Source organism: Klebsiella pasteurii (assembly GCF_018139045.1).
Lineage (GTDB): Bacteria > Pseudomonadota > Gammaproteobacteria > Enterobacterales > Enterobacteriaceae > Klebsiella > Klebsiella grimontii.
In genome coordinates this window covers 1,451,804-1,474,505 of sequence record NZ_CP073236.1, presented here as the reverse complement: position 1 = coordinate 1,474,505, position 22,702 = coordinate 1,451,804, and the positions used below count along the sequence as shown (strand labels likewise).

The 22,702-nt window shown below is 55.1% G+C and carries 22 protein-coding genes; 9 read left to right on the top strand and 13 right to left on the bottom strand.

From position 1 onward, the window contains the following. Position 1: 1 nt before the first annotated feature. From KCG39_RS06995 to KCG39_RS06985, 3 genes are all read right to left on the bottom strand, one after another. The gene (locus KCG39_RS06995; RefSeq protein WP_142445629.1) at positions 2-1,705 is read right to left on the bottom strand and encodes an ABC transporter substrate-binding protein; all 1,704 of its coding nucleotides are present in this window, start codon (positions 1,703-1,705) and stop codon (positions 2-4) included. A gap of 279 nt (positions 1,706-1,984) precedes the next feature. Further along, entirely contained in the window at positions 1,985-2,623 is a 639-nt protein-coding gene (locus KCG39_RS06990; protein WP_049114371.1) for a CatA-like O-acetyltransferase, family 1, read from the bottom strand. Positions 2,624-2,653: 30 nt separating this feature from the next. After that, positions 2,654-3,037 carry a VOC family protein gene (locus KCG39_RS06985; RefSeq protein ID WP_004119372.1) on the bottom strand — a complete coding sequence of 128 codons (384 nt, stop codon included), beginning with the start codon at positions 3,035-3,037 and terminating at the stop codon, positions 2,654-2,656. Positions 3,038-3,130: 93 nt separating this feature from the next. On the opposite strand from KCG39_RS06985, the gene KCG39_RS06980 reads away from it, so the two are divergent. Next, positions 3,131-3,901 (top strand): DeoR/GlpR family DNA-binding transcription regulator, encoded by a 771-nt coding sequence (locus tag KCG39_RS06980; RefSeq protein ID WP_004119375.1) that lies wholly within the window; start codon positions 3,131-3,133, stop codon positions 3,899-3,901. A gap of 13 nt (positions 3,902-3,914) precedes the next feature. Here KCG39_RS06980 and KCG39_RS06975 read toward each other — a convergent pair whose 3' ends face one another. Next, complete coding sequence (locus KCG39_RS06975) at positions 3,915-4,544, bottom strand: LysE family translocator (RefSeq protein ID WP_004119378.1); 630 nt, start codon at positions 4,542-4,544, stop codon at positions 3,915-3,917. A 226-nt stretch (positions 4,545-4,770) separates the two neighbouring features. On the opposite strand from KCG39_RS06975, the gene KCG39_RS06970 reads away from it, so the two are divergent. Both KCG39_RS06970 and KCG39_RS06965 read left to right on the top strand, forming a co-directional pair. After that, positions 4,771-5,406 (top strand): carbonic anhydrase, encoded by a 636-nt coding sequence (locus KCG39_RS06970; protein ID WP_004119381.1) that lies wholly within the window; start codon positions 4,771-4,773, stop codon positions 5,404-5,406. A gap of 87 nt (positions 5,407-5,493) precedes the next feature. Beyond that, on the top strand, positions 5,494-6,300 hold the full coding sequence (locus KCG39_RS06965) for an MBL fold metallo-hydrolase (protein ID WP_112164828.1): 807 nt from the start codon (positions 5,494-5,496) through the stop codon (positions 6,298-6,300). A gap of 18 nt (positions 6,301-6,318) precedes the next feature. Here the strand turns inward: KCG39_RS06965 and KCG39_RS06960 are convergent, their stop codons facing one another. After that, complete coding sequence (locus KCG39_RS06960; RefSeq protein ID WP_004119389.1) at positions 6,319-7,203, bottom strand: SDR family oxidoreductase; 885 nt, start codon at positions 7,201-7,203, stop codon at positions 6,319-6,321. Between the two features lie 371 nt (positions 7,204-7,574). On the opposite strand from KCG39_RS06960, the gene KCG39_RS06955 reads away from it, so the two are divergent. Beyond that, entirely contained in the window at positions 7,575-7,967 is a 393-nt protein-coding gene (locus KCG39_RS06955) for a YdeI family stress tolerance OB fold protein (RefSeq protein ID WP_004119392.1), read from the top strand. A gap of 21 nt (positions 7,968-7,988) precedes the next feature. Next, entirely contained in the window at positions 7,989-8,138 is a 150-nt protein-coding gene (locus KCG39_RS06950; protein WP_185910503.1) for a hypothetical protein, read from the top strand. Between the two features lie 27 nt (positions 8,139-8,165). On the opposite strand, the gene KCG39_RS06945 is transcribed toward KCG39_RS06950, so the two are convergent. The 5 genes from KCG39_RS06945 to KCG39_RS06925 all read right to left on the bottom strand — a co-directional run bounded on the left by KCG39_RS06945 (position 8,166) and on the right by KCG39_RS06925 (position 15,764). After that, positions 8,166-9,776 (bottom strand): FAD-NAD(P)-binding protein, encoded by a 1,611-nt coding sequence (locus KCG39_RS06945; RefSeq protein WP_142468151.1) that lies wholly within the window; start codon positions 9,774-9,776, stop codon positions 8,166-8,168. 181 nt (positions 9,777-9,957) lie between these two features. Beyond that, positions 9,958-11,532, bottom strand: coding sequence for a carbohydrate porin (locus KCG39_RS06940; protein ID WP_049113546.1), 1,575 nt, complete (start codon positions 11,530-11,532; stop codon positions 9,958-9,960). A 118-nt stretch (positions 11,533-11,650) separates the two neighbouring features. Next, on the bottom strand, positions 11,651-13,048 hold the full coding sequence (locus tag KCG39_RS06935; protein ID WP_049113548.1) for a PTS transporter subunit EIIC: 1,398 nt from the start codon (positions 13,046-13,048) through the stop codon (positions 11,651-11,653). Between the two features lie 7 nt (positions 13,049-13,055). After that, positions 13,056-14,720, bottom strand: a complete 1,665-nt coding sequence (locus KCG39_RS06930; RefSeq protein ID WP_142468150.1) for a glycoside hydrolase family 13 protein — start codon at positions 14,718-14,720, stop codon at positions 13,056-13,058. A 45-nt stretch (positions 14,721-14,765) separates the two neighbouring features. After that, positions 14,766-15,764 (bottom strand): LacI family DNA-binding transcriptional regulator, encoded by a 999-nt coding sequence (locus tag KCG39_RS06925; protein ID WP_004119421.1) that lies wholly within the window; start codon positions 15,762-15,764, stop codon positions 14,766-14,768. A gap of 358 nt (positions 15,765-16,122) precedes the next feature. On the opposite strand from KCG39_RS06925, the gene KCG39_RS06920 reads away from it, so the two are divergent. Genes KCG39_RS06920 through KCG39_RS06905 form a run of 4 tightly spaced genes read left to right on the top strand, consistent with a single transcriptional unit; the run spans position 16,123 to position 18,627 of the window. Continuing rightward, entirely contained in the window at positions 16,123-16,626 is a 504-nt protein-coding gene (locus KCG39_RS06920) for a hypothetical protein (RefSeq protein ID WP_004119423.1), read from the top strand. Positions 16,627-16,635: 9 nt separating this feature from the next. Further along, positions 16,636-17,082, top strand: a complete 447-nt coding sequence (locus KCG39_RS06915; protein WP_049113549.1) for a DUF421 domain-containing protein — start codon at positions 16,636-16,638, stop codon at positions 17,080-17,082. A 12-nt stretch (positions 17,083-17,094) separates the two neighbouring features. Beyond that, positions 17,095-17,613, top strand: a complete 519-nt coding sequence (locus tag KCG39_RS06910) for a 2-oxo-tetronate isomerase (RefSeq protein WP_004119430.1) — start codon at positions 17,095-17,097, stop codon at positions 17,611-17,613. Positions 17,614-17,637: 24 nt separating this feature from the next. Continuing rightward, positions 17,638-18,627, top strand: coding sequence for an SDR family oxidoreductase (locus KCG39_RS06905; protein WP_004119433.1), 990 nt, complete (start codon positions 17,638-17,640; stop codon positions 18,625-18,627). On the opposite strand, the gene KCG39_RS06900 is transcribed toward KCG39_RS06905, so the two are convergent. The 3 genes from KCG39_RS06900 to KCG39_RS06890 are packed head-to-tail and all read right to left on the bottom strand — an operon-like array spanning position 18,624 to position 22,671. Next, positions 18,624-20,249: an alpha-amylase family protein gene (locus tag KCG39_RS06900; RefSeq protein ID WP_142468148.1), complete on the bottom strand. Its 1,626-nt coding sequence runs from the start codon at positions 20,247-20,249 to the stop codon at positions 18,624-18,626. The two genes, KCG39_RS06905 and KCG39_RS06900, sit on opposite strands and share 4 nt — an antisense overlap. 8 nt (positions 20,250-20,257) lie before the next feature. Further along, positions 20,258-21,268, bottom strand: a complete 1,011-nt coding sequence (cydB, locus tag KCG39_RS06895; protein ID WP_087828206.1) for a cytochrome d ubiquinol oxidase subunit II — start codon at positions 21,266-21,268, stop codon at positions 20,258-20,260. Then, positions 21,268-22,671: a cytochrome ubiquinol oxidase subunit I gene (locus KCG39_RS06890; RefSeq protein ID WP_211811574.1), complete on the bottom strand. Its 1,404-nt coding sequence runs from the start codon at positions 22,669-22,671 to the stop codon at positions 21,268-21,270. The genes cydB and KCG39_RS06890 overlap by 1 nt, the downstream gene beginning before the upstream one ends. Between the last annotated feature and the right edge of the window lie 31 nt (positions 22,672-22,702).

Genomic DNA, 22,702 nt, shown 5'->3' with positions numbered 1-22,702 from the left:
ATTACTTAACGATTTTGACATCCGGCAGACTGCCGGTCAGGCCGTTGTAGATATCCGGTTTGAAGCCGCTAACCCGGGCGCTGCTCGCCGAGAGAATTTCGCGGTAGCCGAGCAGGATCACCGGCGGGTCCTGCGCCAGCACCTGATACAGCCGGTGGTAGATTGGCTTACGTTTTTCCACGTCGAGCACCGAGTTGCCTTCGGTTATCAGCTTGTCAACCTGCGGATTGTTATAGCCGGACTCTTTCGCTTCCGCGCTGTAAAAATCCCACACGCCATCGTGCGGGTCATTAAGGGTGCTGGTGCTGAACGATGCCAGGTCGTAATTACCCGATTTACGCTGCGCCATCAGGGCGTTGAAGTCGACCACCTGCGGTTTTAACAGCACGCCAATCTGCTGCCAGTTCTCTTTGGCGATGGGGATCAGCGCATCGTTGAGCACTTTCTTGCTGACCAGCAGGGTTAACTCGAGGCGTTTGCCATCTTTAACGCGGATACCGTCTGCGCCCGGTTTCCAGCCGGCTTCGTCAAGCAGCTTTTTCGCCTGCGCCGGGTCATAGTGATACGGGTTCACCCCATCGGCGTTCCAGGCCCAGGAGATCGGCGCGATAGGCTCAATCGCCACTTTACCGTAGCCCTGGTAGACCACATCAATCAGCTTCTGGCGGTCGAGGCCGTAAATCAGCGCCTGGCGTACCTTCACGTCCTTCAGCGCCGGGCGGCGGAGGTTAAATTCCACCTGGCTGTAGTCGCTGGAACCGTAGAGGTTGATATTGGCAAAACCGAGCATTTTCAGCTGTTCGATATCATCAGGACGCGAGGTAAAGGCGTCGTAGTCGGTTTCGCCCGTCTGGAAGAGCTGGAAGTTGGTCGACGGGTTGGTCACGCGATAAATAAAGCGCGGAGTCGGCGGGGTTCCGCGATAAAAGTGGCTGTTGGCGTGGAAACGAATCTCCTGGCCGGGGATGTATTTGTCGTAAACGTAGGGACCGTTGCCCAGCGGTTTGCCGTGCAGGGTGCGCAGATAATCGAGATTCCCGCGCTGGTAGCCTTTGCCGTAATAGGCTTTGGAGAGGACCGGGCCGCCAATTTTTGCCAGCGTCGTCGCGCCCGGTTGGGTGGTGGTTACCTGGAGCGTTAAGGGATCAATCACTTTCAGGCCGCTGACGCTATCGGCTTTCCCCGCCTTGTAGTCCGCGCCGCCGGCGATATTGGCGAGCGTAATATCGGTATCGCCATCGTATTTCGGGTCCAGCAGCACGGTGAGGGTAAAGGCGACATCCTCGGCGGTCAGCGGCGAACCGTCGCTAAAGGTCAGGTTGGGACGCAGCTTGATGGTGTAGACCTTGTTATCCGAACTGACCGTCCAGCTTTCGGCGAGGCCCGGCACCAGCTTGCCGTGGCTGTCCCAGTCGATCAGGCGCGAGAAGATGACGTTGGTGACGTTCTCATCCCAGCCGTTGACGAAGAAGTAGGGGTTAAATATACCCTGCGGCTCGGAGATGCCGGCCACGACGGTATCTTTGCGCAGCTTCGCCGCCGCGGGGATCTGGCTGGCATCGCTGGCCGGGGTGATCCCTTCTTTTAAAATGTCGTCGGCGATGGCGACAGAAGAAAATGCCACCGCGCCGCCGAGCAACGCTATTTTCAGAGCAAGCGCGAACCGCGTTTGTTTGGTTTTTAACCCGTGCAGTAGTCTGGACAAAAGTGCTCCCTCATCAATTGATTGCGTTGAGTATTTACAAATCATGACGAAAGATAAGAGGCGCATCGCAGCCTGTCTAACAACGAAAGGCTATGGCTTATAGCAATTTAGCATTAGCTATAATTCTGCATTAATCTGCCATTTTTGTGCTAAGCGCCAGCGTTCTCTGCTGTCTGCGGGGGAGAGAAAGGGGAAGGGCCGCCATCCGGCCGCAATGCTGCGGTAAGCAGTACGTAGCGTGCGGCGACCGCGGGCAGGCCCGGAACGTAAGCCGAAAGTTTATGGCGTCTGCCAGAGCGTATCCGGTTCGGAAAACCCCTCTTCGACCCGGGCGAAAAAGCGGCTGGCGTGCAGGCCGTCGACGAAGGCGTGATTGAATCTGCCCGCGACCGGGATAATGCCGTTTTTGAGCTTGCCCCAGGTGAGGGCGGGTACCGCTGCGCCGACGTAATACTCGGCGTGGGTCATGGCGCTGAAATGCAGCCATGGCAGGCAGCTGGCGCAGAAGAAGTTCTCGCCGTTGACGATAAGCGGCGCCGGCGCGGTCCGTTTCGCCGCGTCAATCTTCGGCGTAGCCGCAGCGCTAAAGGCGGCAAAGTCAGCGGCGTTATCGCACCAGACCTGGCGAAAACCTTCCTGCGCGGTCATCACCGGCGTCATCACAGCCAATTGATCATATTCGACAATCTCGTCGTCCAGCAGCCGCTGCTTAAGCTGTGGCACGTCGTTTGCCGCGCGCACCAGCCCGTAGAGCGCCAGCTGGAAAAAAGAGACGCCGCGATCTTTCGCGCATTCGTATAGCCGCTGCGCCTCGACGGGAACGCAGAGATTAAAGCTGGGGTTGGCAAAACCGCGATAAAAATCAAAATGATCTTTTCGCGGCCAGTGTTGTTTGTCGATTACGCGATAGTTGGCCACGGGCCTCTCCTGTTGGCTGACTTTCCTTCACTATGCGACGATTTCAATCAGGTTGCCATCGGGGTCTTTGATCACCGCTTCATAGTAGCCGTCACCGGTGGTTCGCGGTGGGGAAACCAGTATTCCCTGCGCGTCGGCGCGTTTCGCCAGCCTGTCGACATTTTCCGCGCCGCCAACGCTTATCGCCAGGTGCACCCAGCCAGTACGGTTATTATCCGCCGTCAGTGCGACCAGCCCCGGCTTGGTCATCAGCTCAATGGCAACGTTGTCGCCAATCTTGACAAAAAAGGACTCAAAACCGGGGTTGGTTTGGCTGCAGTACTTCTCATTGATCTCGCCGTCGAAAAACGACACCCAAAAATGGGCCTGTTGCTCAAGCTGGCGGGTCCATAGAGCGATGTGGGCAATTTTCATAGCAAACCTCTTGATAGGGTGAGTTGACAGTCAGGGCCGTAATGCACGATCATGCACTTTGTTGCTCGATGAAGATTTAATCAGGAGTTACTTGTGCTCGATTATGCTGCTTTCCCCAAACAACGACAAGCGCTTATTTGCCAGATTCTGCAGGAGAACGGCAGAGTGGTTTGCGCCGAGCTTGCCGACCGCCTTAACGTCTCCGAGCATACTATTCGCCGTGATTTACATGAACTTAGCCGGGAAGGGTACTGTAAAAAGGTCTACGGCGGCGCGGTGATGACCCTGCCGGAGGCGGGGGACTATAGCGAGCGCAAAGAGAAAAATACGGCGACAAAAAGCAGGATCGCGCAGAAGTGCGCAAAGCTGGTGAAGCCCGGCGGCTGCATTTTTATCGATACCGGCACCACCAATCTGGCGATGGCGGAAGCGTTACCAGCGGAGCTGGCGTTAACCGTGGTCACCAATTCTCCCGAGATCGCCGCCGTCCTGCTCAAGAAACCGCTGTACGATGTGGTCATGCTTGGCGGTCAGATCCAGCGGGCCAGCGGCGGCTGCGTGGGCGCCTCCGCGGTGGCGCAGATTCAGGGTATGCTTTTCGATCAGGGTTTTATCGGCGGCTGCGCTATGGCGCCCGAGTCTGGCCTGACGGGTTTTGACTACGCCGACTGCGAATTTAAAAAAGCGGTGATCAAGCAGTGCAGCGAAATCATAGTCGGCCTCACCTCCGATAAGATCCCGGCGGTGGCGCGCTTTATGGTGGTCGAAAGCAGCGCCATTGATGTGCTGGTGGTCGAGGAGAACATCAGTCGGGAATATCGCGACGCGTTCAGCGAACACGATATTCGTATTTACACCGTTTAAGCGCCGTATGGACTTACTTTGACAACGACGTGGCAATCAGGCGCAGGCCGAGGGCGCCCAGCACCGTGGCGGTGAGGATATCGATCTTACGCTTCATGCGCAGATAGACGCCGCGCGGTCGGGCGGAAGAGAGCACCAGGGCCACCAGCGAATACCAGCTGACGTCGATCAGAAAGCTCATCAGCGGCACGATATAGTAAAAGGCCAGCGGGATGCGCTCCGGCAGCAGGGCGGTAAAAATAGAGGCGAATACCAGCGCCGTTTTTGGGTTGCTCAGCTGGGTATACAGACCATCGCGGAAGGTTTTCAGCAGCGAATGTTCCGCCGCCATGCCACCTGCCGCAAAATCCATCGGCTGCGCCGCGCCGCGGTAAATTTTATACCCCAGCCAGAGCAGATAGAGGCCGCCTGCGACCTTCAGGCCAATAAACATTTCCGGCACTGCGGTCAGAACTTTTTGTAACCCCAGCATGGCCATAATCGAAAAGATGGCCGCTCCCGCGCCGGTGCCCAGCGCGGTGACCAGACCGTGCGTTCTTGAGCGCGCAACGGCGTTGCGGGCAACGTAAATGAAGCTCGGGCCGGGACTAATCACGCCCATAATAAGGACGGCGGCAAGGGCCATCAGGCTGGATAAGAACATAAACGCTCCTGGTTGACGTTGAGCGCTAAAGTCGTATCTGGCTCCGGCTCATGATTGATTTCGCTCTCAAAAAAATAAACAATCTTTACCCCTCTGTCACCCAACTTTGCGAGGTGATGTTTAGTTGCCCGTTCGAATAACGATTCCCATTTCGCGCGTCGGTGATAAACTGACTAAATGTGATCTTTGTCATATCGTCATTAAAACAGAGAAAAGAGACACTGCTATGCAACATATCATTGAGGGCTTCCTCAACTTCCAGAAAGAGATCTTCCCGCAACGTAAAGAGCTCTTCCGCAGCCTGGCATCCAGCCAGAATCCTAAAGCGCTGTTTATCTCTTGTTCAGATAGCCGCCTGGTGCCGGAGCTGGTGACCCAGCAGGAGCCGGGGCAGCTGTTTGTGATCCGTAACGCCGGGAATATCGTGCCCTCTTTCGGTCCTGAGCCGGGCGGGGTTTCCGCCACCATCGAGTATGCCGTCGTCGCCCTGGGCGTGACCGATATCGTCATTTGTGGCCACTCCAACTGCGGCGCGATGAAAGCCATCGCCACCTGCCAGTGCCTGGACCCGATGCCTGCCGTCTCCCACTGGCTGCGCTACTCCGATGCGGCGAAAGCGGTCGTGGAGAAGAAAACCTGGGCCAACGAGACCGATAAAGTCAACGGAATGGTGCAGGAAAACGTCATCGCCCAGTTGAACAACATCAAAACCCACCCGTCGGTTGCCGTGGGCCTGCGCGATAGCACGCTGCGTCTGCACGGCTGGTTCTACGATATTGAAAGCGGCGATATTCGCGCGCTGGATAAAAACAGCAAGACCTTCGTGTCGCTGTCGGAAAACCCTGACGTCTATTTCGAATAAACCTCCCGCAGGGCACGGAAGCCCTCGTTCCCGCCTTATCTGCCATACTTATTACTCCTGCGTAGTCTGTTTTTTTAAGGGGAAGTAATGATCAAGCTGTGCGCAACCTGCGGCACTTCTTACGACGACGGCGACAACATCCTGAGCCGGTGCCGTATCTGTGAGGATGAACGTCAGTACGTCCCGGCCAGCGGCCAGGCATGGATTGAATTAGAGACTCTGGTTCGCACTCATGGGAATAAGTGGCGGCAGCATAGCGGCGAGCTGTTGAGCATCAAGACGGTACCGAAATTTGCCATCGACCAGCGCGCGTTTCTGCTGCTCACCCCGCAGGGGAATATTCTGTGGGACTGCATCGCCAATCTGGACGCGGCGACAAAAACCCTGATCGCCGCGCTGGGCGGGATAAAAGCGATCGCCATTTCTCATCCTCATTACTACACCACGATGCAGACGTGGGCGGAAGCCTTCGACGCGCGAATCTACCTTCATGCCAGCGATCGCGAATGGATTATGCGCGATAGCCCGGCAATCACGCTGTGGGAAGGGGATGCGCTGGAGATCCTCCCTGCGGTGCGGTTGCTGCGGCTGGGCGGGCATTTCGCCGGAGGCACCGTTCTGCACTGGGCAAAAGATGATGGCATCATGCTGGCGGGCGATATCATCCAGGTGACGCCGGGGGCGCACGCCGTTTCGTTTATGTGGAGCTATCCCAATTTGCTGCCGCTCGCGGCAGCCAGCGTCGAGAAGATCGTTGAGCGTCTGGGCGATACGCCCTTTGAAGCGCTGTACGGCGCCTTCGAGGGACAGAACGTCACGAAAAATGCCCGGCAGATCGTTTTAGATTCAGCGCAGAAGTATCTCGCCTGCCTGAATACGACGGCGCACCGCTGAGGGCGCGCCGCCTGCGGCTTATACCACGCCGTCGCCGCCATCGGAGCACCACACCTGGCCGGAGGTGAAGGAGCAGGCGTCGGAAGCCAGGGTTACGTACAGCGGCGCAATCTCCACCGGTTGGCCGGGGCGGCCTAGCGGCGTATCGGCGCCGAACTGACGAACTTTCTCATCCGGCTGGCCGCCGCTTGACTGCAGTACCGTCCAGTAGGGGCCGGGGGCGACGGCGTTAACCCGAATGCCCTTCGGCCCCAGCTGTTTGGCCAGCGACTTGGTGAACGCCACCAGGCACGCTTTGGTTTGCGCATAGTCCAGTAGGATGGGGCTTGGCTTAAAGGCCTGGACTGATGAAGTATTAATAATCGCGCTGTGTTCTTTAAGATGACGCAGGGCGGCTTTAGTGATCCAGAAGGCCGCATAAACGTTGGTTTTGAAGGTGGCGTCAAAGTCGGCGGTGGTCAATTCTTCCAGCGATTCGCAGTATTGCTGGCGTCCGGCATTATTGACCAGAATATCCAGCCCGCCGAGTTCGCTGACGGCCTGTTCGACCAGGGTTTCGCAGAAGGATTCGTCGCGCACATCTCCCGGAATCGCGACGGCCTGACGTCCTTCGGCCTCAATGAGAGCAATCACGGTTTCCGCATCGGACTCCTCTTCCGGCAGATAGTTGATCGCCACATCGGCGCCCTCTCGGGCGAAGGCGATCGCGACCGCGCGACCAATCCCGGAATCGCCGCCGGTAATCAGGGCGCGTTTGCCGGCGAGTCGACCGGCGCCGACATAGCTCAGTTCGCCGTGATCCGGCTGCGGCTTCATCTCTTCGGCAAGACCTGGCGGCGATTGCGGTTGGTCAACAAACGGGGGACGGGGATACTTCGCGGTATTATTAGCGTAATCGCTCATACTGACCTCCTCGTGTTAAAAGATTAAGCGTAGTTGCTGGTCAGCCAGTGGTGGAATATCGAGGAATATTTGAACAGCTTCGCTTTTAGAATTTTTGCGTTTTTATTCATCTCCGAACGGTAATTCACTGATTGCCGGGAAACTTTTAAAAATGAGAAGCGACGGCAGCGTTGGCCATTTTAGGATTATTCTATCGCAAGCCTGACGGTATATTTAGGCGGGGATTAATACTGCCTGGCGCTCATATTTACGCGGGCGCTGAAAACATTAAAAATATTTCCCGATGATTCATCAGGCACGGAACTTGTGAAAATGAATAGTAGCAACCAGACTTATTAAGACAAAAGAAAAATACGCTGGAGGTATTGCTGATGAAAAAATTACTGGCTGTTATTTTCTGTTCGCTGATGGCGCAAGGCGTCTACGCCGCGGATGAAGGTGGGTTTAAAAAAGAGGCTGCTCCACCTCCGCCGCATAAAATTGATGATGGCTATCGCGGGACTGAAGATGGTCGGATCATGACCGTGCGCCAGGCGCTGGATATGCACGATGGGGCAACCATTTCATTACGCGGCAATCTTATTGAGCAGCACGGCGACGATCGCTACAGCTTTCGCGATAAAACCGACACCATTGCGCTAATTATTCCCGCCGCGGTTTTTGATGGCCGCGAAGTGAAGCCCGATCAGATGATCAGCATCAACGGCAGCCTTGATAAAAAAATGACGCCGCCGGTGGTGCGGGTGGATCGGATCCAGAAATAATCGCTTAGTCAGGAGAAATGCATGTCCGTAAAAAATCCAGCCGACCCGGATAAGTGGGGCCGTCATCCGTCGAAAGAGGACCCGCGCGAACAGGGGGAAGTGCCGAGAAAAAGAGATGACAGCGAAGATCATAAAAAAGATCCCTGGCATCCGCAGTCCGGAAAGCGCTAGAACGGCCGCCCGTGAGGGCGGCTCGGGTTAAAAATCGATTGGCGACAAACGGCGGCGGGAGCGGCTAGCCGGCGTAGATATGGCCTTCGCTATCGCCGCGCCGATTTCCGCGCAGGCGGTGATCCCCTGAACAAAAGGCTGGTCGTGCATCAGCCAAGGGATGGCGGCAAAGGCGATGCGTCCGCGTACCTCAGAGGGCTCCAGTAACGTATAATCGTCTCCGACTTCCGGGATATCTTCGCCGGTCGCCAGCAGTTGCTCCCTTAGGTGCGGGAAGGGCAGATCTTTATTTTTCAGCGGTTTTTGCCCTCTGGCATCAATAAACACATCAAACGTATAGCGATTTTGTTCGCTGGTAAGCACCGTCTTTTCATGCTCTACCGCCATCTCATAGTTGTGCCCTAAGGCGAGAATACTGATGACGCCCGCTTCGCGCAGCGCCAGCAGTCGGCGGATAGACTCCGAAGGAATGGCTGCATAGCAGTCGATAAAGACCCGCGCAAGGCCATTTTTGAAACGCTCCCGGTCATGGTCATTAAGGTGAGGCACCATCGCCTGAACGGCTTCATGCAGCCGCAGGATCGCGTAGCGCCAGGGAACCGTATATCGCGCGCGCTTGTTGCGCTCAACTTCTTCGAGGTTATCCAGCGCCCAGTGGAACGGATTATGCTGCTGGCGCTTAGCGAACCACGCCTCGCTGAAGCTGTCTGCATTCAGGCTGTGAAGGGCGATATTTTCGCTCCATAGGGGGTCGGCAAGCGCGATCTCCTTCGCTACCAGCTCAAAGACGCGATCGAGCAGACCGTCGCTCCCCGCGGCGATGGAGTGTTCCATCGCGCTTTCGCTCACGATGCTGAGCGGCTCCCAGGGAATAGGACAGTAAAAATCCGCTTCGGGAAGAATGCCGGAGCGCGACATCAACACGATTTTTAGCGCTTCGCTTGCCTCGTCCAGCCTGAAAGAGAGGGCGTCATCGTTGGACCCAATAAAGCGGCCGTGCTGGACGGCGACGGCCATCGCGGCATCAATCCCGCTGAGCGAGGTGCCCATAATCCCCACCCGGCAGGGGGGAATGCTGGCCTCCATGAGGCCGGACCACGGGCTGGGAAACCAGGTGCGCGTCGACTCTTCTTCGTCGGGCCAGACGTGGCCGGTGGCGATAACCGCGAGATCAAAGGCTTCGTCGACCGGCTCATCTTCGACCCACATCCTCACCCCTTCTGCGGTCGCCTGCAGGTCGCTGACCCGGCAGGACTCATTGACCCGGATGTGAAAGCCCTGTTCTCTGGCCTCGGCGACCAGGCCAAGGAACTGGTCGCGAAAGTATTCGCCCAGCAGGATGCGCGGCAAAAATTGACGATCGTGCAACCCCTCATAATCGACGCCATAGCGCGCAAGGTGCGTCCGGCTCTGGGCCTTCAGCCAGTCGAGATAGGTGTTCTGGAGAGGCGGGATTTCAATACTGGCGATATTGGCCAGCATCATGCGCGAGTTTTCTTCATCGCTATAGGGCATGCCCACGCCCGCTTCCTCAGCCTGTTCGTAAATGGACACGTCCAGCGGCTCACCGCATTTAAGGAGTGAAAACAGGGTATAAATCCCGGTTGGACCGGCGCCGATAATGGCAATTTTCTTCATATAACTGACCCGCCGTTGTTGTTATCACATTTGTTGTCGGTGGCCTTCCGCCAGTTGAAAAGCTCCACGATTAATCATTTCCGGATAAGGGAAATCTGGCAGGATAATTGTGGTTCAAAATAAGGAAGAGAGCCAATCGCTGGCGGGCCTCTTCCTGATGGTTAGTTACAGCGTTGCGGCTTCAGAACCAGGTTTCGAGCTGCGCGCCGAAGAATAGCGTACCCGCGCTGTGGTATCCGGCGCTGCCGAAGGTGTCCGTGGAGGAGTAGCCATCCAGCGCGTTGTCCCAGCGCATCCAGGTGGCAAAAAAGCGGATTTCCGGGCGCTCAAAGAAGTCCGTCACGTTCTGCAGCTTGAAGGTGGGGGCAAACGTCAGCTTGTAGTAGCTGCCGCTGGCGGGTCGGTTACCGTTAAAACCTTTCGGGTCGATATCCATATACTGATAACTGCTTTCGTACTGCAGGGCGAAGTTCTGATTGATCTGCTGGATGACCCGGGCGTTCAGCGTCACCCAGTTATAATGGTCAGCGTCGATATAGCGGCTATTACTACTCTGCGCGACGATCAGCGGTGCAATGCTCAGGCTGTCGGTAAGCGCGGTCATCCCATAGGTGGCAAACTTGATGGTCCAGGCCGGACTAATCAGATAGCCGTCGGAACCCGGGCCGCGTACTTCCGCCCCCAGCGCGCGGCCATACAGCAGCGCCGTTTTCGTGCTCCCCGGGCGCAGTCCGTAGAAGCTGTCGCCGTGCCAGGCCAGCATAGTGTTAAACCCTTGCGAGGCTGCTTTATCCGAAGCCAGCCCATCGTTTATCCGTTTATTATTGTCCTGCGAGTAGAGCCCGTTGAGCATCCACTGTAATTTGCCCAGCCTGTTGTTAAGCGAGAAGGTGTAGTTTTGAATATAGGTGTTATCCGCTCCGGTCATATTGTTATATTCAACGTTGTCCATTGTCTCGATGTCATTGAAATTACGCCCGTATACCGCGAGATTGGTTTTTATATCCCCCGCGAAATTGACATCATAAATACCGGCGCCGGTACCGATTAAATTCATCATATCGGAATCAAGCCAGTGAATATCGAAATTATCCCGGTCTTCGCGCTTTCCGGCCCACAGCGTCGCCTGTTTAAATGCGCCGCTAAATGCGGGCATATCGCTCATCTCAACAAACGCCTGCCGGACGTTCATCTGGCCGTTGAAGGAACTATCCGTATTATAGGTTTTATCCCATTCGGCTATTTTCATGTAATAACGCAGCTGGCTATTATTATCATATTTTCGTCGGTAGTTGATATCGGCAGTAACATAGGTATCTGATTCATTACCCAGGCGCCCGACGCTGCCGCCGGTGCTGCCCGCAGGCGTCAGGGAAGGTCCCACGGTGGTGGTGGTACCTTTGCTGGTTAATATTCCGCTGCGCGCGTAGCCGCCGAATTTAATCTCTTGATTGTTATCTTGCGCGACCAGAGACTGCGGCGGCGTACTTTTTATTCGCGCTAAATCTTGCTCGGTTTTATGTTCTACGGCCTGTAATCTTTCTTGCGCGTGCGCCGCATTTTTTTCGGCGCTCGCCGCTCTCTTTTCCGCGCTATCTATTTTTCGCGTCGCATCCTGTAACTGGATGCGCGATTGTTTTAATTCGGCCTCGAGTCTTTCGAGCCGGGCGTTAATTTCACTCAGGGTCGTATCCGCAGCAGCGGCGGATGCTGGCAAAGCCAGCGCGCAAAGCGTAAGCATATAGGCTTTCATCATTAAGACCTGTATCGGGGTCGCTGTGCTCTGGACGTGCGGGTGCAGAGCACAGGTTACTGTGCCATTGAAATGGGTGGTTTAATCGGGTATTAAATTATTTTTCGGGCTGTATTAGTTTTTACGCCTCTTTGGTGGGTTTATTGGTTTTGACAAAAATGAAAGTCATTATAAAGGCAAAGATAAAGACGGCGATCCCGACGGTGATATAGGTAATAAACTGATAGCGATCGTAGAGATACATCAGCGGCGACAGCAGCACTGCCAGGCCGTAAGAGTTGGCTTTAATCGATAGCAGCGACAGGACCATGCCGCCCAGTGCTGAACTGGCGAGCATCACCATAATTGCGCGGAGTCCGGACTGCATCACAATACCGAATAAAGCCGGTTCTGAAACGCCTAATAGCTGGGTCAGAGTGGCGGAAATACCGGCGGTTTTAAACGCGACATTTTTCGCTTTCACCGAAATAGCCAGACACACGGCGGCGTTGGCAAACCCATACATCGCGCACACCGTAATCAACGGGTTAAACCCGGTGCCGGCAATGAGCGAGGTTTCGATCATAATAAACATATGGTGCATCCCGGTCATCACGGCAATCGGATAGATAAAGCCGATTAACAAACCGCCGATACCCGCAGGTAGGGTCAGAAACTGCTGGATAGCCATCACCGCATAGTGTTCAAAACCATGTACCAGCGGCCCTAAAACCAGCAGCGCGATGGCCACCGCGATCAGGATGACGATAAACGGCGTGAAAATCAGATCCATTGAGTTCGGCATTACCCTGCGGAAGAAAATTTCCAGCTTTGCGCCAATAATGCCGGTGAGCAGGGCGGTTAAAATAGACCCCTGATAGCCCACCAGCGGAATAAAGCCAAACACATAAATCGGGCTGCTGTGGCCGTAGGCGACGTCGTAGGCGTTGGGCAGCGCAGGGGAGACCAGCATCAGGCCGATTAAAAAACCGATAATCGGCGTCCCGCCAAATTTCTTAAACGCCGACCAGCAAATAAACGCTGCCAGAAAAGCGAAAGCGGTGTCGCAGAGCACCGTGGTCAGCGTTTGCAGAGCTGCCGGGATCTCATGGACGCTGCCGCCAAACCACGCCTGGACGGTATCGTTAAAAATGACCCCCTTCAGGCCAAGAAACAGACCGGTGGCCCCGAGGACCGGGACAATCGGCACGAAGACATCCGATAAATTGCGAATTCCCCGCTGTAACCGGCCCGTACTCTGCTTCGTCATTTCGTCCTTGCTGATTTCGGCCACCTGGTATTCGTTGACAAATTCCTGATAAACTTTATTAACGATCCCGGTTCCAAGGATTATCTGATACTGGCCTGAATTAAAAAATACGCCTTTGACTTCGCTAATATTGCGGATTCTATCGTCATCAATTTTCTGCCGATCTTTAACCTGCAAACGTAATCGCGTGGCGCAGTGGGTTGCGGAGGCAATGTTTTCCTTGCCGATGGTATTTACGATCTCAATGGCGATATTTTTATATTTGTTCATATTTAACTCATTCCTTAACGAGAATGGTTTGATAGGGTTTCAGGGTTGCGCCAGCGTCGGCATAATTATTGAGGACAATCTCACCTGCCGGGAGCGTAAAAGGCAGAGGTTGCGCGCTCAAATTGGTTATCGAGATGAAACGCTCTGTCTCCGTTGTCCGTTCGTAAGCAACGATACGATCGTCAACCTCCTCAATGGCGGCGAATGAACCATAGATCAGCGCCTGCGGATAGTGCCTATTTCGCAAGGCAATGATGGTCCGGTAAAACGAGAATACCGATTGTGCATCGTTTATCTGGCTTTGCGCGTTGACGCTGAAGTCGGTTGAGGAAAACGCCAGCCAGGGTTGTGCACCCTGGTTAAATCCGCCGTTGGGGCTCTTCGACCACGGAAAAGGGGTTCGCGAATTGTCGCGGGAGCGCTGGTTGATAAAACCCAGCGCCTGCTCTTCTGAGAAACCTTCCGCCAGGGAGCGATAGTAATTATCAATACTGGAAATATCGTCAAACTCGTCGATCGATTGCCGGCGGAAATTTTTCATCCCCAGCTCCTGGCCCTGATAAATAAATGGCGTCCCCTGCATAAAAAAATACATCGCGGCCAGCGCCGTGGCGCCGACATCATTCTGATAATCAGCGTCGCGGATAAGCTTGGACAGCGCGCGTGGCTGGTCGTGGTTTTCAATAAACGTTGTTCCCCAGCCTGCCTGACAAAAGGCGCGCTGGCTGGCAAAGAGCGCTTCTCTGAATTCTCGAACGCTCCAGCTGCGCTGTTTAAACCATTCCGAACCGTTTTCGACGTCGATATCGGCAGCGTGAAAATCGAAAATCATATTGAAGTAGCCGTCGGGCCCAATATAGCTGGCGTACTCTTCCAGGGGGACGCCCGGCGCCTCGCCCACGGTTACGCAGCGGCGGCGATTGAAGGTGCGTGCTTTTAGCTCATTAAGGAACCGTTCAATACCCGGACGATTGCGCGATTTACTTTTAATAGATACCAGACCATCAATACCGTCTGCGGGCAGAGAGGCATAGTCCTGATCCTTTTTAATAAAGGTAATGGCGTCGATGCGAAAACCAGCGATGCCTTTATCCAGCCACCAGTTAATCATGGCGTAGATTTCCTCGCGCAGCTGCGGGTTTTCCCAGTTGAGGTCTGGCTGCTTTTTATGAAAAACGTGCAGATAGTAGTTCTCTTCGCCAGCCACTTTTTCCCATGCGCTGCCGCCAAAAATCGATCGCCAGTTATTTGGCGCGCCTCCCGCCACGGCGGGTTTAAAGATGTAGTAATCACGATATTTCGATTGAGGGTCGGCCAGCGCGGCCTGAAACCAGCGGTGCTCATCGCTGGTATGGTTGACCACCAGATCGACCATCACCGCAATTCCCAGCTCGCCAGCCTCTGCAATCAGGTCGTCCACATCCTGCATCTGGCCTAAATCGGGATTCACCGCGTAGTAGTCCGCGATATCGTAGCCGTTATCCGCATCCGGCGAGCGGTAGAACGGCGAAACCCATATCATGGTGATACCAAGCGTTTTAAGATACGGCAGTTTGGCGATAATGCCCCGAATGTCGCCCACGCCGTCGTTATTGCTGTCATAGAAGCTTTTTGGGTACACCTGATAAATCACGGCTTCTTTCCACCATGCGCCTTTTTGTGATTGATTCATTATTTCTCCTGAGTATGAAATCGATACCATATTGAGTGAAAAAAATTATGCGGAGGCCCTGATAACCAGCTCTGATTTCAGGTCTTCCTCGTCATAGCGATATTGCGTGTGGTTAATCAGGGCCAGCAGGCGTTCCACGGATATGCGACCTAGTTGCTCGATAGGTTGGCTAACGGTGGTGAGCGGAGTAGGGACCATTTCGGCCACGGGGAGGTTATCAAAGCCCATTACCGCCAGTTCTCCGGGAATGCTCACCCCTTTCGCTGTCAGCGCGGAGATCACGCCGCAGGCAACCTCATCGCTACCGGCGAAAATCGCGTCAGGGCGCTCGCCTTTAGCCATTTGTAGAATTTGCTCGGCCAGACGCTGCCCGTCGCGCCAGGTATGGACGTGGCGGAAAATCAGCCGCTCGTCAATGGACTGCTGCCCTTGCTGCATGGCGGCAATAAAGCCGCGGTTTCTTCTGCTGCCGTGGCCCTTTTGCTGGAATGCGCCGCCGGTAGAGTAGGCGATTCTTTTATAACCTTTGTGCAGCAGCCAGCTGACCGCGTTATAGGTCGCCAGTTCATCGTTCATTCTGACCACAGGTAGAGTGGTGTCATCGATGCTGGTGTTGCACAGCAGGATCGGGCCATATTTCTGATATTGCTCAATAACGTCTTTATCACTTTCGACGGCGCACAAGATAAGGCCGTCGATAATTTTTTTCTTCAGCAGGTCGAGACAGTTTTCTTCTTCGCCCGCGCTATTGTGGTTCTGGACGATCAGCACTGAATAGCCGTTTTTTCGCGCCGTGACTTCAAGGGCGTCGACCAGGCTGGCAAAAAACGGGTTGGTTATCCTGGAGATAAGCACGCCAATGCGGTGGGTTTTCACGCCGCGCATCTGCTGTGCGACGGTGCTCGGCTCGTAATCCAGCTCTTTCATGGCTGCGAGGATTTTTTCCTTTTTATCTTCAGAGATATAAGGATGATTGTTCAGGAAGCGGGATACCGTCGTGACCGACAGACCGGCTTTTACAGCGACGTCTTTTATGGTTGCCATGGTAGTTATGAAATCGATATCACATGAGCATAAAATATTTTTGCTCAGGGTTCGGGTCAACCGCCTTTTTGTAAAACATGATCTGACTCACAAGAAAGTTAACGATACGCTCTCCGCGTCGCGCGCAAAGCGCTGTGGATGAGAGGGGTTAAGCTTGCGATTCGGATCCTTATTCCCGCTTCGCTAACGCGATATACCCCTCCGGTTGCAATCATGGCTGCCTGGTGACGTTCTATGAATAACAAGCGGGATGTCCCATGCTATTAATCCGGGTAACCGTGACGAACTTGACATATTAAGTGGGCTTGCTATTCCTTAAACTGGCGCCCCGATAATAAGCGCAACGGCGAGGTGAAGAATGGCAAGTGAAAAAGAGAGGTTGCCTGGGATAAAAGAGAGCGAATTTTTTCTTAAATTTGAATGTGCTGCCCGAAAATATGGTCTGGGGATATTATTAGGGATAATTCTGGCGGCGTTGTTGGGAATTTTTTCGGGCGGCTATTTCAGCACGGCTGAAAAAACAAACGCGCAGGGTAATTTAACGGTGACCTATGAGCGATTTGGCCGTTTACAAACCGAATTCAGACTAAAAATTACTGCTCGGCCCCGCGTCGCCGATAAATATATTTTTAGCCTCGGCGGTGATTTTAATGCTTCCTTTGAACCCGGCAGCATCTGGCCCCGGCCGGATCGGATGTACAGCCAGAACGATCGGCTGTTTCTTGTATATAATCATCTGAAAAGTATGAGTAATTTTTCTGTATGGCTTTACGTTACGCCGACCAGCCCGGGAAAGTCGAACCACTCTTTACAGCTAAACGGCGAACCCGAAATCCGCTTCTGGCAATTTATTTACCCTTAGGAGGACGCGATGGAGATGGTCTTGCGAGCGTTAGCGATGTATTTAATTTTGCTGGTGGTGTTTAAAATTGCCGGCCGCCGGGCGCTGTTACAAATGACCAGTTTTGACCTGATTCTGTTGCTTATTATCAGCGAGGCCACACAGCAGGCGCTGTTGGGAAACGATTTTTCGGTGACCGGCGCGATGCTGACGATAATGACGCTGGTGGTGGTGGATATGCTTTTCGGATTAATGAAAAAATATACGGTGGGCGCGGAATCAGCGCTCGATGGTTGCCCGGTTATATTGGTCGAAAATGGCGTTCCGTTAATTGATAAGCTGAAAAAAGTGGACGTTTCCTGCGATGATATTCTGGTCGCTGCCCGGCAGAATCAGGGGATTACGGAATTAAGTAAAATCAAATATGCCATACTGGAAAGGAATGGCCACATTTCTATTATTCCTGCAGAGAGTTAAAAAGGTCTTTTTATGTCAAATAACCCTTACAACCAGGCGAAAACCACCGGCGAGCTGACCAAACAGGTCGCCAGCGCGCTGATTGACCGTCGTTTACGCTTAACCACCGCGGAGTCATGCACCGGCGGTAGCCTGGCGGCAGCGCTGTGCGCGGAAGCGGATACGGCCGCATTTTACGATATTGGCTTAATCACTTTTAGCGATCGGGCGAAACAACAGCTTCTCGACGTCAACGCGTCGACGCTGGAAAAGTATAGCGCCGTTAGCCGTCAAACCGTTGAAGAGATGTCGACGGGAGCGCTAGCGCGTTCCGGGGCGGATATCAGCATCGCCATTAGCGGATACGCGGGGCCTGACGGCGGCGATGACGGGACGCCTGCGGGCACCGTGTGGTTCGCATGGAACTTTCGCGGCGAAATCGACGCGCATAAGACGCTGTTTTCCGGCGAGTGCCAGGACGTGGTGGAAAAAGCCGTGCGCTATTCGCTGGCGATGCTGATGGAAAAGCTGCCCGGCTGGCAGAGCGCATAACACACCCTTATTGCGGAGGTTTGTATGGCAGTCATGGCGATCACTGGTGGTACTGCGGGAGTCGGCAAAGCTACGGCCCTGCGCTTTGCGCAGGCAGGCTATGACGTCGGCATTATTGCCCGCGATGATCGGAGCCTTGAAGCGACGAAACGCGAGCTCCTTCGCTATGGCGTTCGGGTTCATACCGTCGAGGCTGATGTGGCCCATGCCGATGCGCTGCTGGCGGCCGCCGGCGAAATTGAAAATCGACTCGGGGCGATCGACGTGTGGGTCAATAACGCGATGTGCGCGGTGCTGGCGCCTTTCCGGGCGATGACCCACGACGAATTTGTGCGGGTCACGGAGGTCACCTATCTGGGCTACGTCAACGGGACTCGCGCCGCGCTGGCGCTCATGACGCCCCGCGATCGCGGGGTGATTATCCAGGTCGGCTCCGCGCTGGCCTATCGCTCTATTCCGCTACAATCCGCCTACTGCGGAGCGAAGGCCGCGATTCGCGGCTTTACCGATGCGGTTCGTACCGAACTGATGCATGAAAATAGCGGCGTGAGCATTGCCATGGTGCAGATGCCGGGGCTGAATACGCCGCAGTTTGAGTGGGCGCGCAATAAGTTCGCCTGGGCGATGCGCCCGGTGCCGCCGGTATTTCAGCCGGAAGTGGCCGCCCAGGCTATTTTCAACGTCGCGCGCAGGCCCGTACGTGAACTTTGGGTGGGGAGCAGCACTATCCAGTCGATTGTGGGGCAATTTCTTTTCCCCGGCTTGCTTGACAGGCTGATGGTCAAAAAAGCATGGGAAGGGCAAATGACACGCCATTTGAACGCTGACGACCGTCAGGACTACCTTGAACAACCGGTCAGGGGACTACATAAAACGCACGGCCGTTTTTCCTCCGAGGCGAAATATCGCGCCACTGCCATTACCTCCGGCGTGCCGGGAAAAGCGCTGCTGGGCGGCGCGGCGGCGGTCGGTTTGCTCCTGGCAAGATGGTTGACCTCGCGCAAACACCGCTAACGCAGCGCGCTGCTGTTGGTCCAGAACCAGCGGTAGCCATACGCGCTAATCTCCAGCTCAACGCGCTTGCCGGGGATAAGCGCGTCAGCGTAGGTTTTGTCGGCCAGGCAGGGCGTCCAGACCGCTTCGTCGATCCCTTTCGCGGTAAAGCGCTGCGCTTTTTCACTGAAATTAAGCAAAGTGATGACGCTACGCTCGCGATCATCGTAGCAAATCGCCAGGATCGCCTGATTATCGGTGCTAATGATGCGGAAAGGGGCAACGGCGATTTCCGGGAACTCGGAACGCGTATTGGCGATATCAATTATGCGATGCAGGAGGGAATGGCGGTGCAGCAGGGAAGCAGCCACGTTGACTTTCTGATAGCGAAACGGGCCCCGGTCAATCATGGGGGCAACAAAGGTATCGGGGTCGGCTGCGGAGAAGCCGCCGCCGGCTGAACCGGCCCACTGCATCGGCGTACGTACCGCGTACCGCTCTTCCAGCGCCAGATCGTCACCCATGCCGATCTCATCCCCATAACGCATGATCGGTACGCCGGGCAGCGAAAACAGCACGGCGTGGCAGAACGCCAGCCGCTGCCGATTGCCGTTTAGCATTGGCGCGAGCCGACGGCGAATGCCGCGCTGATAAACGTTCATCTTTTCATCCGGCGCGAAGGCCTCCAGCACGGTCTGCTTGTTCTTGTTGCCGATACCCTCCAGATCCAGCTCATCATGATTACGCAACCAGTTGGCGAAGCAGCAGGCGTCGGGAGGGACGATGGTTTTCTTTATTGCGTTAATCAGCGGGCGCGCGTTCTGGCTGGCGAGACTGACGTAAAAGTATTTGTTCAACCAGAAGTTAAGCACCATGTTAAGCCGGTTATTGTCGCCGAAATAGTCGCGGTACTGTTCGACGTCAACGTCAACTTCGCCCAGCAGAATGGCCTGCGGGTTATGCCGTTCGATCAGTCGGCGCAGATGTTCCAGGATCCACAGCCCCCGTTTCTCCTCGCCGCGTCCGGCCTGCTTTGTGAGATGCGCAGCTGCATCCAGACGGAAGCCGGAAACCCCCAGCTTCAGCCAAAAGATAATGATATTTTCGACCTCTTTAATAACGGCAGGCGAGGCCAGATTGAGATCGGGTTCGTGACGATAAAACATATGGCGAAAATATTGCCCGGCTTCTTCATCCCACGTCCAGATGCTCTCTTCGACGCCGGGAAACATCGGTGGCGTATCGTCATCGTCGCTATCCGCCCACAGATAATAGTCGCGAAACGGCGAACTGCGGCTGCGGCGCGCCTGTTGAAACCACGGATGAACGTCCGAGGTGTGCTGAATCAGCAGTTCAATAATGACCTGCATCCCTAATTCGCGGGCCTGCTCGATAAAGGCGATGATATCCGCCAGTTGACCAAATCGCGGATCGACCTGCAGGTGGTCGCTGACATCGTAACCTTCATCCAGAAATGGCGTCAGGTAGAAGGGGGTTATCCAGATTACTGTCGCGCCCATCCGGCGAATATAGCGCAGCTTGGCCGTAATCCCGGCGATATCGCCGCAGCCATCGCCGTTGAAATCGTAAAAGAGGGCGGAATCAATCTGATAGATAATGGCCCGTGTATGCCAGTCAGCCATAGCGTACCTCAGTGATAGCCTTCATTTCCGGAAACTTTGCCGCGGAACACGTAGTAGCTCCATGCGGTGTAAACCAAAATCACCGGAATGATGAGCAGGGTGCCTACCAGCATAAAGAGCTGGCTGGCTGGCGGCGCGGAAGCCTCCCACAGCGTGATATGCGGTGGAATGATATTGGGCCACAAACTGATACCCAGACCGCTGAAGCCGAGAAAAATGAGCCCAAGCGTCAGGAGGAAAGGACGGGCATGACTGTCGGGGTTAGCGCTCAGGCGCCAGAGCCACAGGCTAAAGACGAGAACCAGAATGGGGACGGGCACAAACCAGTAGAAATTGGGCAGGGTAAACCAGCGTTCAGCAACGGAATGCCAGCCCAGCGGCGTCCAGACGCTGACCACGGCGATGACCGCCAGCAGAGCCAGTAGCGTATGGCGAGTCAGGTCGCGCATACGCTGCTGCAGCGCGCCTTCGCTTTTCATAATCAGCCAGGTCGTGCCAAGCAGCGTATAAGCCACTACCAGCCCTACACCGCAGAACAGGTTGAAGGGCGTCAACCAGTCCAGCGCGGAGCCGATGAACCTGCGGTCGGCAACGTCAAAGCCGCTAATGACCGCACCCACGACGATCCCCTGGCTAAAGGTGGCCAACAACGAGCCGCCGACAAAAGAGTAATCCCAGAACTTTTGATGAGAGGGGGTGGACTTAAAGCGAAACTCAAAGGCCACGCCGCGAAAGATCAGACCAATTAGCATAGCGGTAAGCGGAATCGTCAGCGCATCGGCGATCACGGCGTAGGCCAGCGGAAAGGCGCCGAATAGCCCCGCGCCGCCCAGCACCAGCCAGGTCTCATTACCGTCCCATACCGGGGCGACGCTGTTCATCATCACGTCGCGCTCGGAGGCGTTGGGGACAAAGCTGAATACCATGCCAATACCCAGATCGAAGCCGTCCATCACGATATACATCAGGGTGGCAAACACAATGATGACAAACCAGATCACGGGAATATCGATGCCCATTAGCTTTTCTCCTCTTCAGGCACGGCTTCTGCGGCGGAAAGGGGGCGCGCCGGCGTGCCGGAGGTTGACGACGTTAATTCGCTGACGGGCTGCGGCCCTTTTTTAATCAGCCGGATAATATAGTAATAACCGACGCCGAAGACCGAACAGTAAACAATGATAAAGACCAGCAGGCTGACGACCATTTGCGCTGTGCTATGCAGGGAGACTGCGTCCCGGGTGCGTAAAAAACCATAGATAACCCAGGGCTGGCGTCCCGCTTCGGTCGTGATCCAGCCGGCCAACAGCGCTAGCAGCCCCGCTGGACCCATCGCCAGCGCGGACCACTGAAAGGGGCGGGAGTGATAAAGACGCTGCCGATAGCGCAGCCAGAGGCTCCATACGCCAAGGGCTATCATCAACACGCCCATACCCACCATGATGCGAAACGACCAGAAGACGATAAGGGAATTTGGCCGATCCCCTTTCGGGAAATCTTTTAGGGCAGGGACCTGCTTATTCAGGCTATGGGTCAGGATCAGGCTGCCAAGCGCCGGGATCTCCAGGCCGTATTTGGTGCGCTCTTCCGCCATGTCCGGTACGCCAAACAGCAGCAGTGGGGTGGCTTCTCCGGGTTTGTTCTCCCAGTGGCCTTCTATGGCAGCGATTTTTGCCGGCTGATGTTCAAGCGTGTTGAGGCCGTGCATATCGCCGACGATGGCCTGGACCGGCGCGACCAGCAGGGCCATCCACATCGCCATTGAGAACATTTTGCGTATCGCCGGCGTATCGTTGCCGCGAAGAAGATGCCAGGCGGCGGAGGCGCCGACAAACATCGCGCTGCTGAGAAAAGCGGCGATCGCCATGTGCGACAGGCGATACGGGAAAGAGGGGTTGAAGATAATCGCCAGCCAGTCCTGCGGAATAATGTGACCGTTTTCAATGGTAAAACCCTGCGGCGTCTGCATCCAGCTATTGGACGCGAGGATCCAGAAGGTTGACATCAGCGTGCCCAGCGCCACCATGCAGGTGGTGAAGAAGTGCAGGCCTGGGGGAACTTTATTCCAGCCAAAGAGCATGACGCCTAAGAAACCCGCTTCAAGAAAAAAAGCGGTGAGGACTTCGTAAAGCAGCAGGGGACCGGTAATGCTACCGGCAAACTGCGAGAAGCCGCTCCAGTTGGTGCCGAATTGATAGGCCATGACCAGGCCTGAAACCACGCCCATTCCGAAATTAACGGCAAAAATTTTCAGCCAGAAATTATACAATGAGCGCCAGACGTCGTCTTTTGTCCTCAGCCACATCCCCTCCAGCACCACCAGATAGCTGGCAAGCCCGATGGTAATTGCCGGGAAAAGAATATGAAAAGAGACGGTAAATGCGAACTGCAGCCGTGCCAGATTAAACGCGTCGAGTTCAAACATGATCCGGACCCCATCACATAACAACCCCCAG

Bases quoted from the DNA above. Each gene is read 5' to 3' on its own strand.
- KCG39_RS06935 (WP_049113548.1), bottom strand. From the start codon at position 13,048: ATGAACAAATATAAAAATATCGCCATTGAGATCGTAAATACCATCGGC.
- KCG39_RS06970 (WP_004119381.1), top strand. From the start codon at position 4,771: ATGCAACATATCATTGAGGGCTTCCTCAACTTCCAGAAAGAGATCTTC.
- KCG39_RS06950 (WP_185910503.1), top strand. From the start codon at position 7,989: ATGTCCGTAAAAAATCCAGCCGACCCGGATAAGTGGGGCCGTCATCCG.
- KCG39_RS06930 (WP_142468150.1), bottom strand. From the start codon at position 14,720: ATGAATCAATCACAAAAAGGCGCATGGTGGAAAGAAGCCGTGATTTAT.
- KCG39_RS06945 (WP_142468151.1), bottom strand. From the start codon at position 9,776: ATGAAGAAAATTGCCATTATCGGCGCCGGTCCAACCGGGATTTATACC.
- cydB (WP_087828206.1), bottom strand. From the start codon at position 21,268: ATGGGCATCGATATTCCCGTGATCTGGTTTGTCATCATTGTGTTTGCC.
- KCG39_RS06920 (WP_004119423.1), top strand. From the start codon at position 16,123: ATGGCAAGTGAAAAAGAGAGGTTGCCTGGGATAAAAGAGAGCGAATTT.
- KCG39_RS06890 (WP_211811574.1), bottom strand. From the start codon at position 22,671: ATGTTTGAACTCGACGCGTTTAATCTGGCACGGCTGCAGTTCGCATTT.
- KCG39_RS06985 (WP_004119372.1), bottom strand. From the start codon at position 3,037: ATGAAAATTGCCCACATCGCTCTATGGACCCGCCAGCTTGAGCAACAG.
- KCG39_RS06955 (WP_004119392.1), top strand. From the start codon at position 7,575: ATGAAAAAATTACTGGCTGTTATTTTCTGTTCGCTGATGGCGCAAGGC.
- KCG39_RS06975 (WP_004119378.1), bottom strand. From the start codon at position 4,544: ATGTTCTTATCCAGCCTGATGGCCCTTGCCGCCGTCCTTATTATGGGC.
- KCG39_RS06915 (WP_049113549.1), top strand. From the start codon at position 16,636: ATGGAGATGGTCTTGCGAGCGTTAGCGATGTATTTAATTTTGCTGGTG.
- KCG39_RS06940 (WP_049113546.1), bottom strand. From the start codon at position 11,532: ATGATGAAAGCCTATATGCTTACGCTTTGCGCGCTGGCTTTGCCAGCA.
- KCG39_RS06910 (WP_004119430.1), top strand. From the start codon at position 17,095: ATGTCAAATAACCCTTACAACCAGGCGAAAACCACCGGCGAGCTGACC.
- KCG39_RS06960 (WP_004119389.1), bottom strand. From the start codon at position 7,203: ATGAGCGATTACGCTAATAATACCGCGAAGTATCCCCGTCCCCCGTTT.
- KCG39_RS06925 (WP_004119421.1), bottom strand. From the start codon at position 15,764: ATGGCAACCATAAAAGACGTCGCTGTAAAAGCCGGTCTGTCGGTCACG.
- KCG39_RS06965 (WP_112164828.1), top strand. From the start codon at position 5,494: ATGATCAAGCTGTGCGCAACCTGCGGCACTTCTTACGACGACGGCGAC.
- KCG39_RS06900 (WP_142468148.1), bottom strand. From the start codon at position 20,249: ATGGCTGACTGGCATACACGGGCCATTATCTATCAGATTGATTCCGCC.
- KCG39_RS06905 (WP_004119433.1), top strand. From the start codon at position 17,638: ATGGCAGTCATGGCGATCACTGGTGGTACTGCGGGAGTCGGCAAAGCT.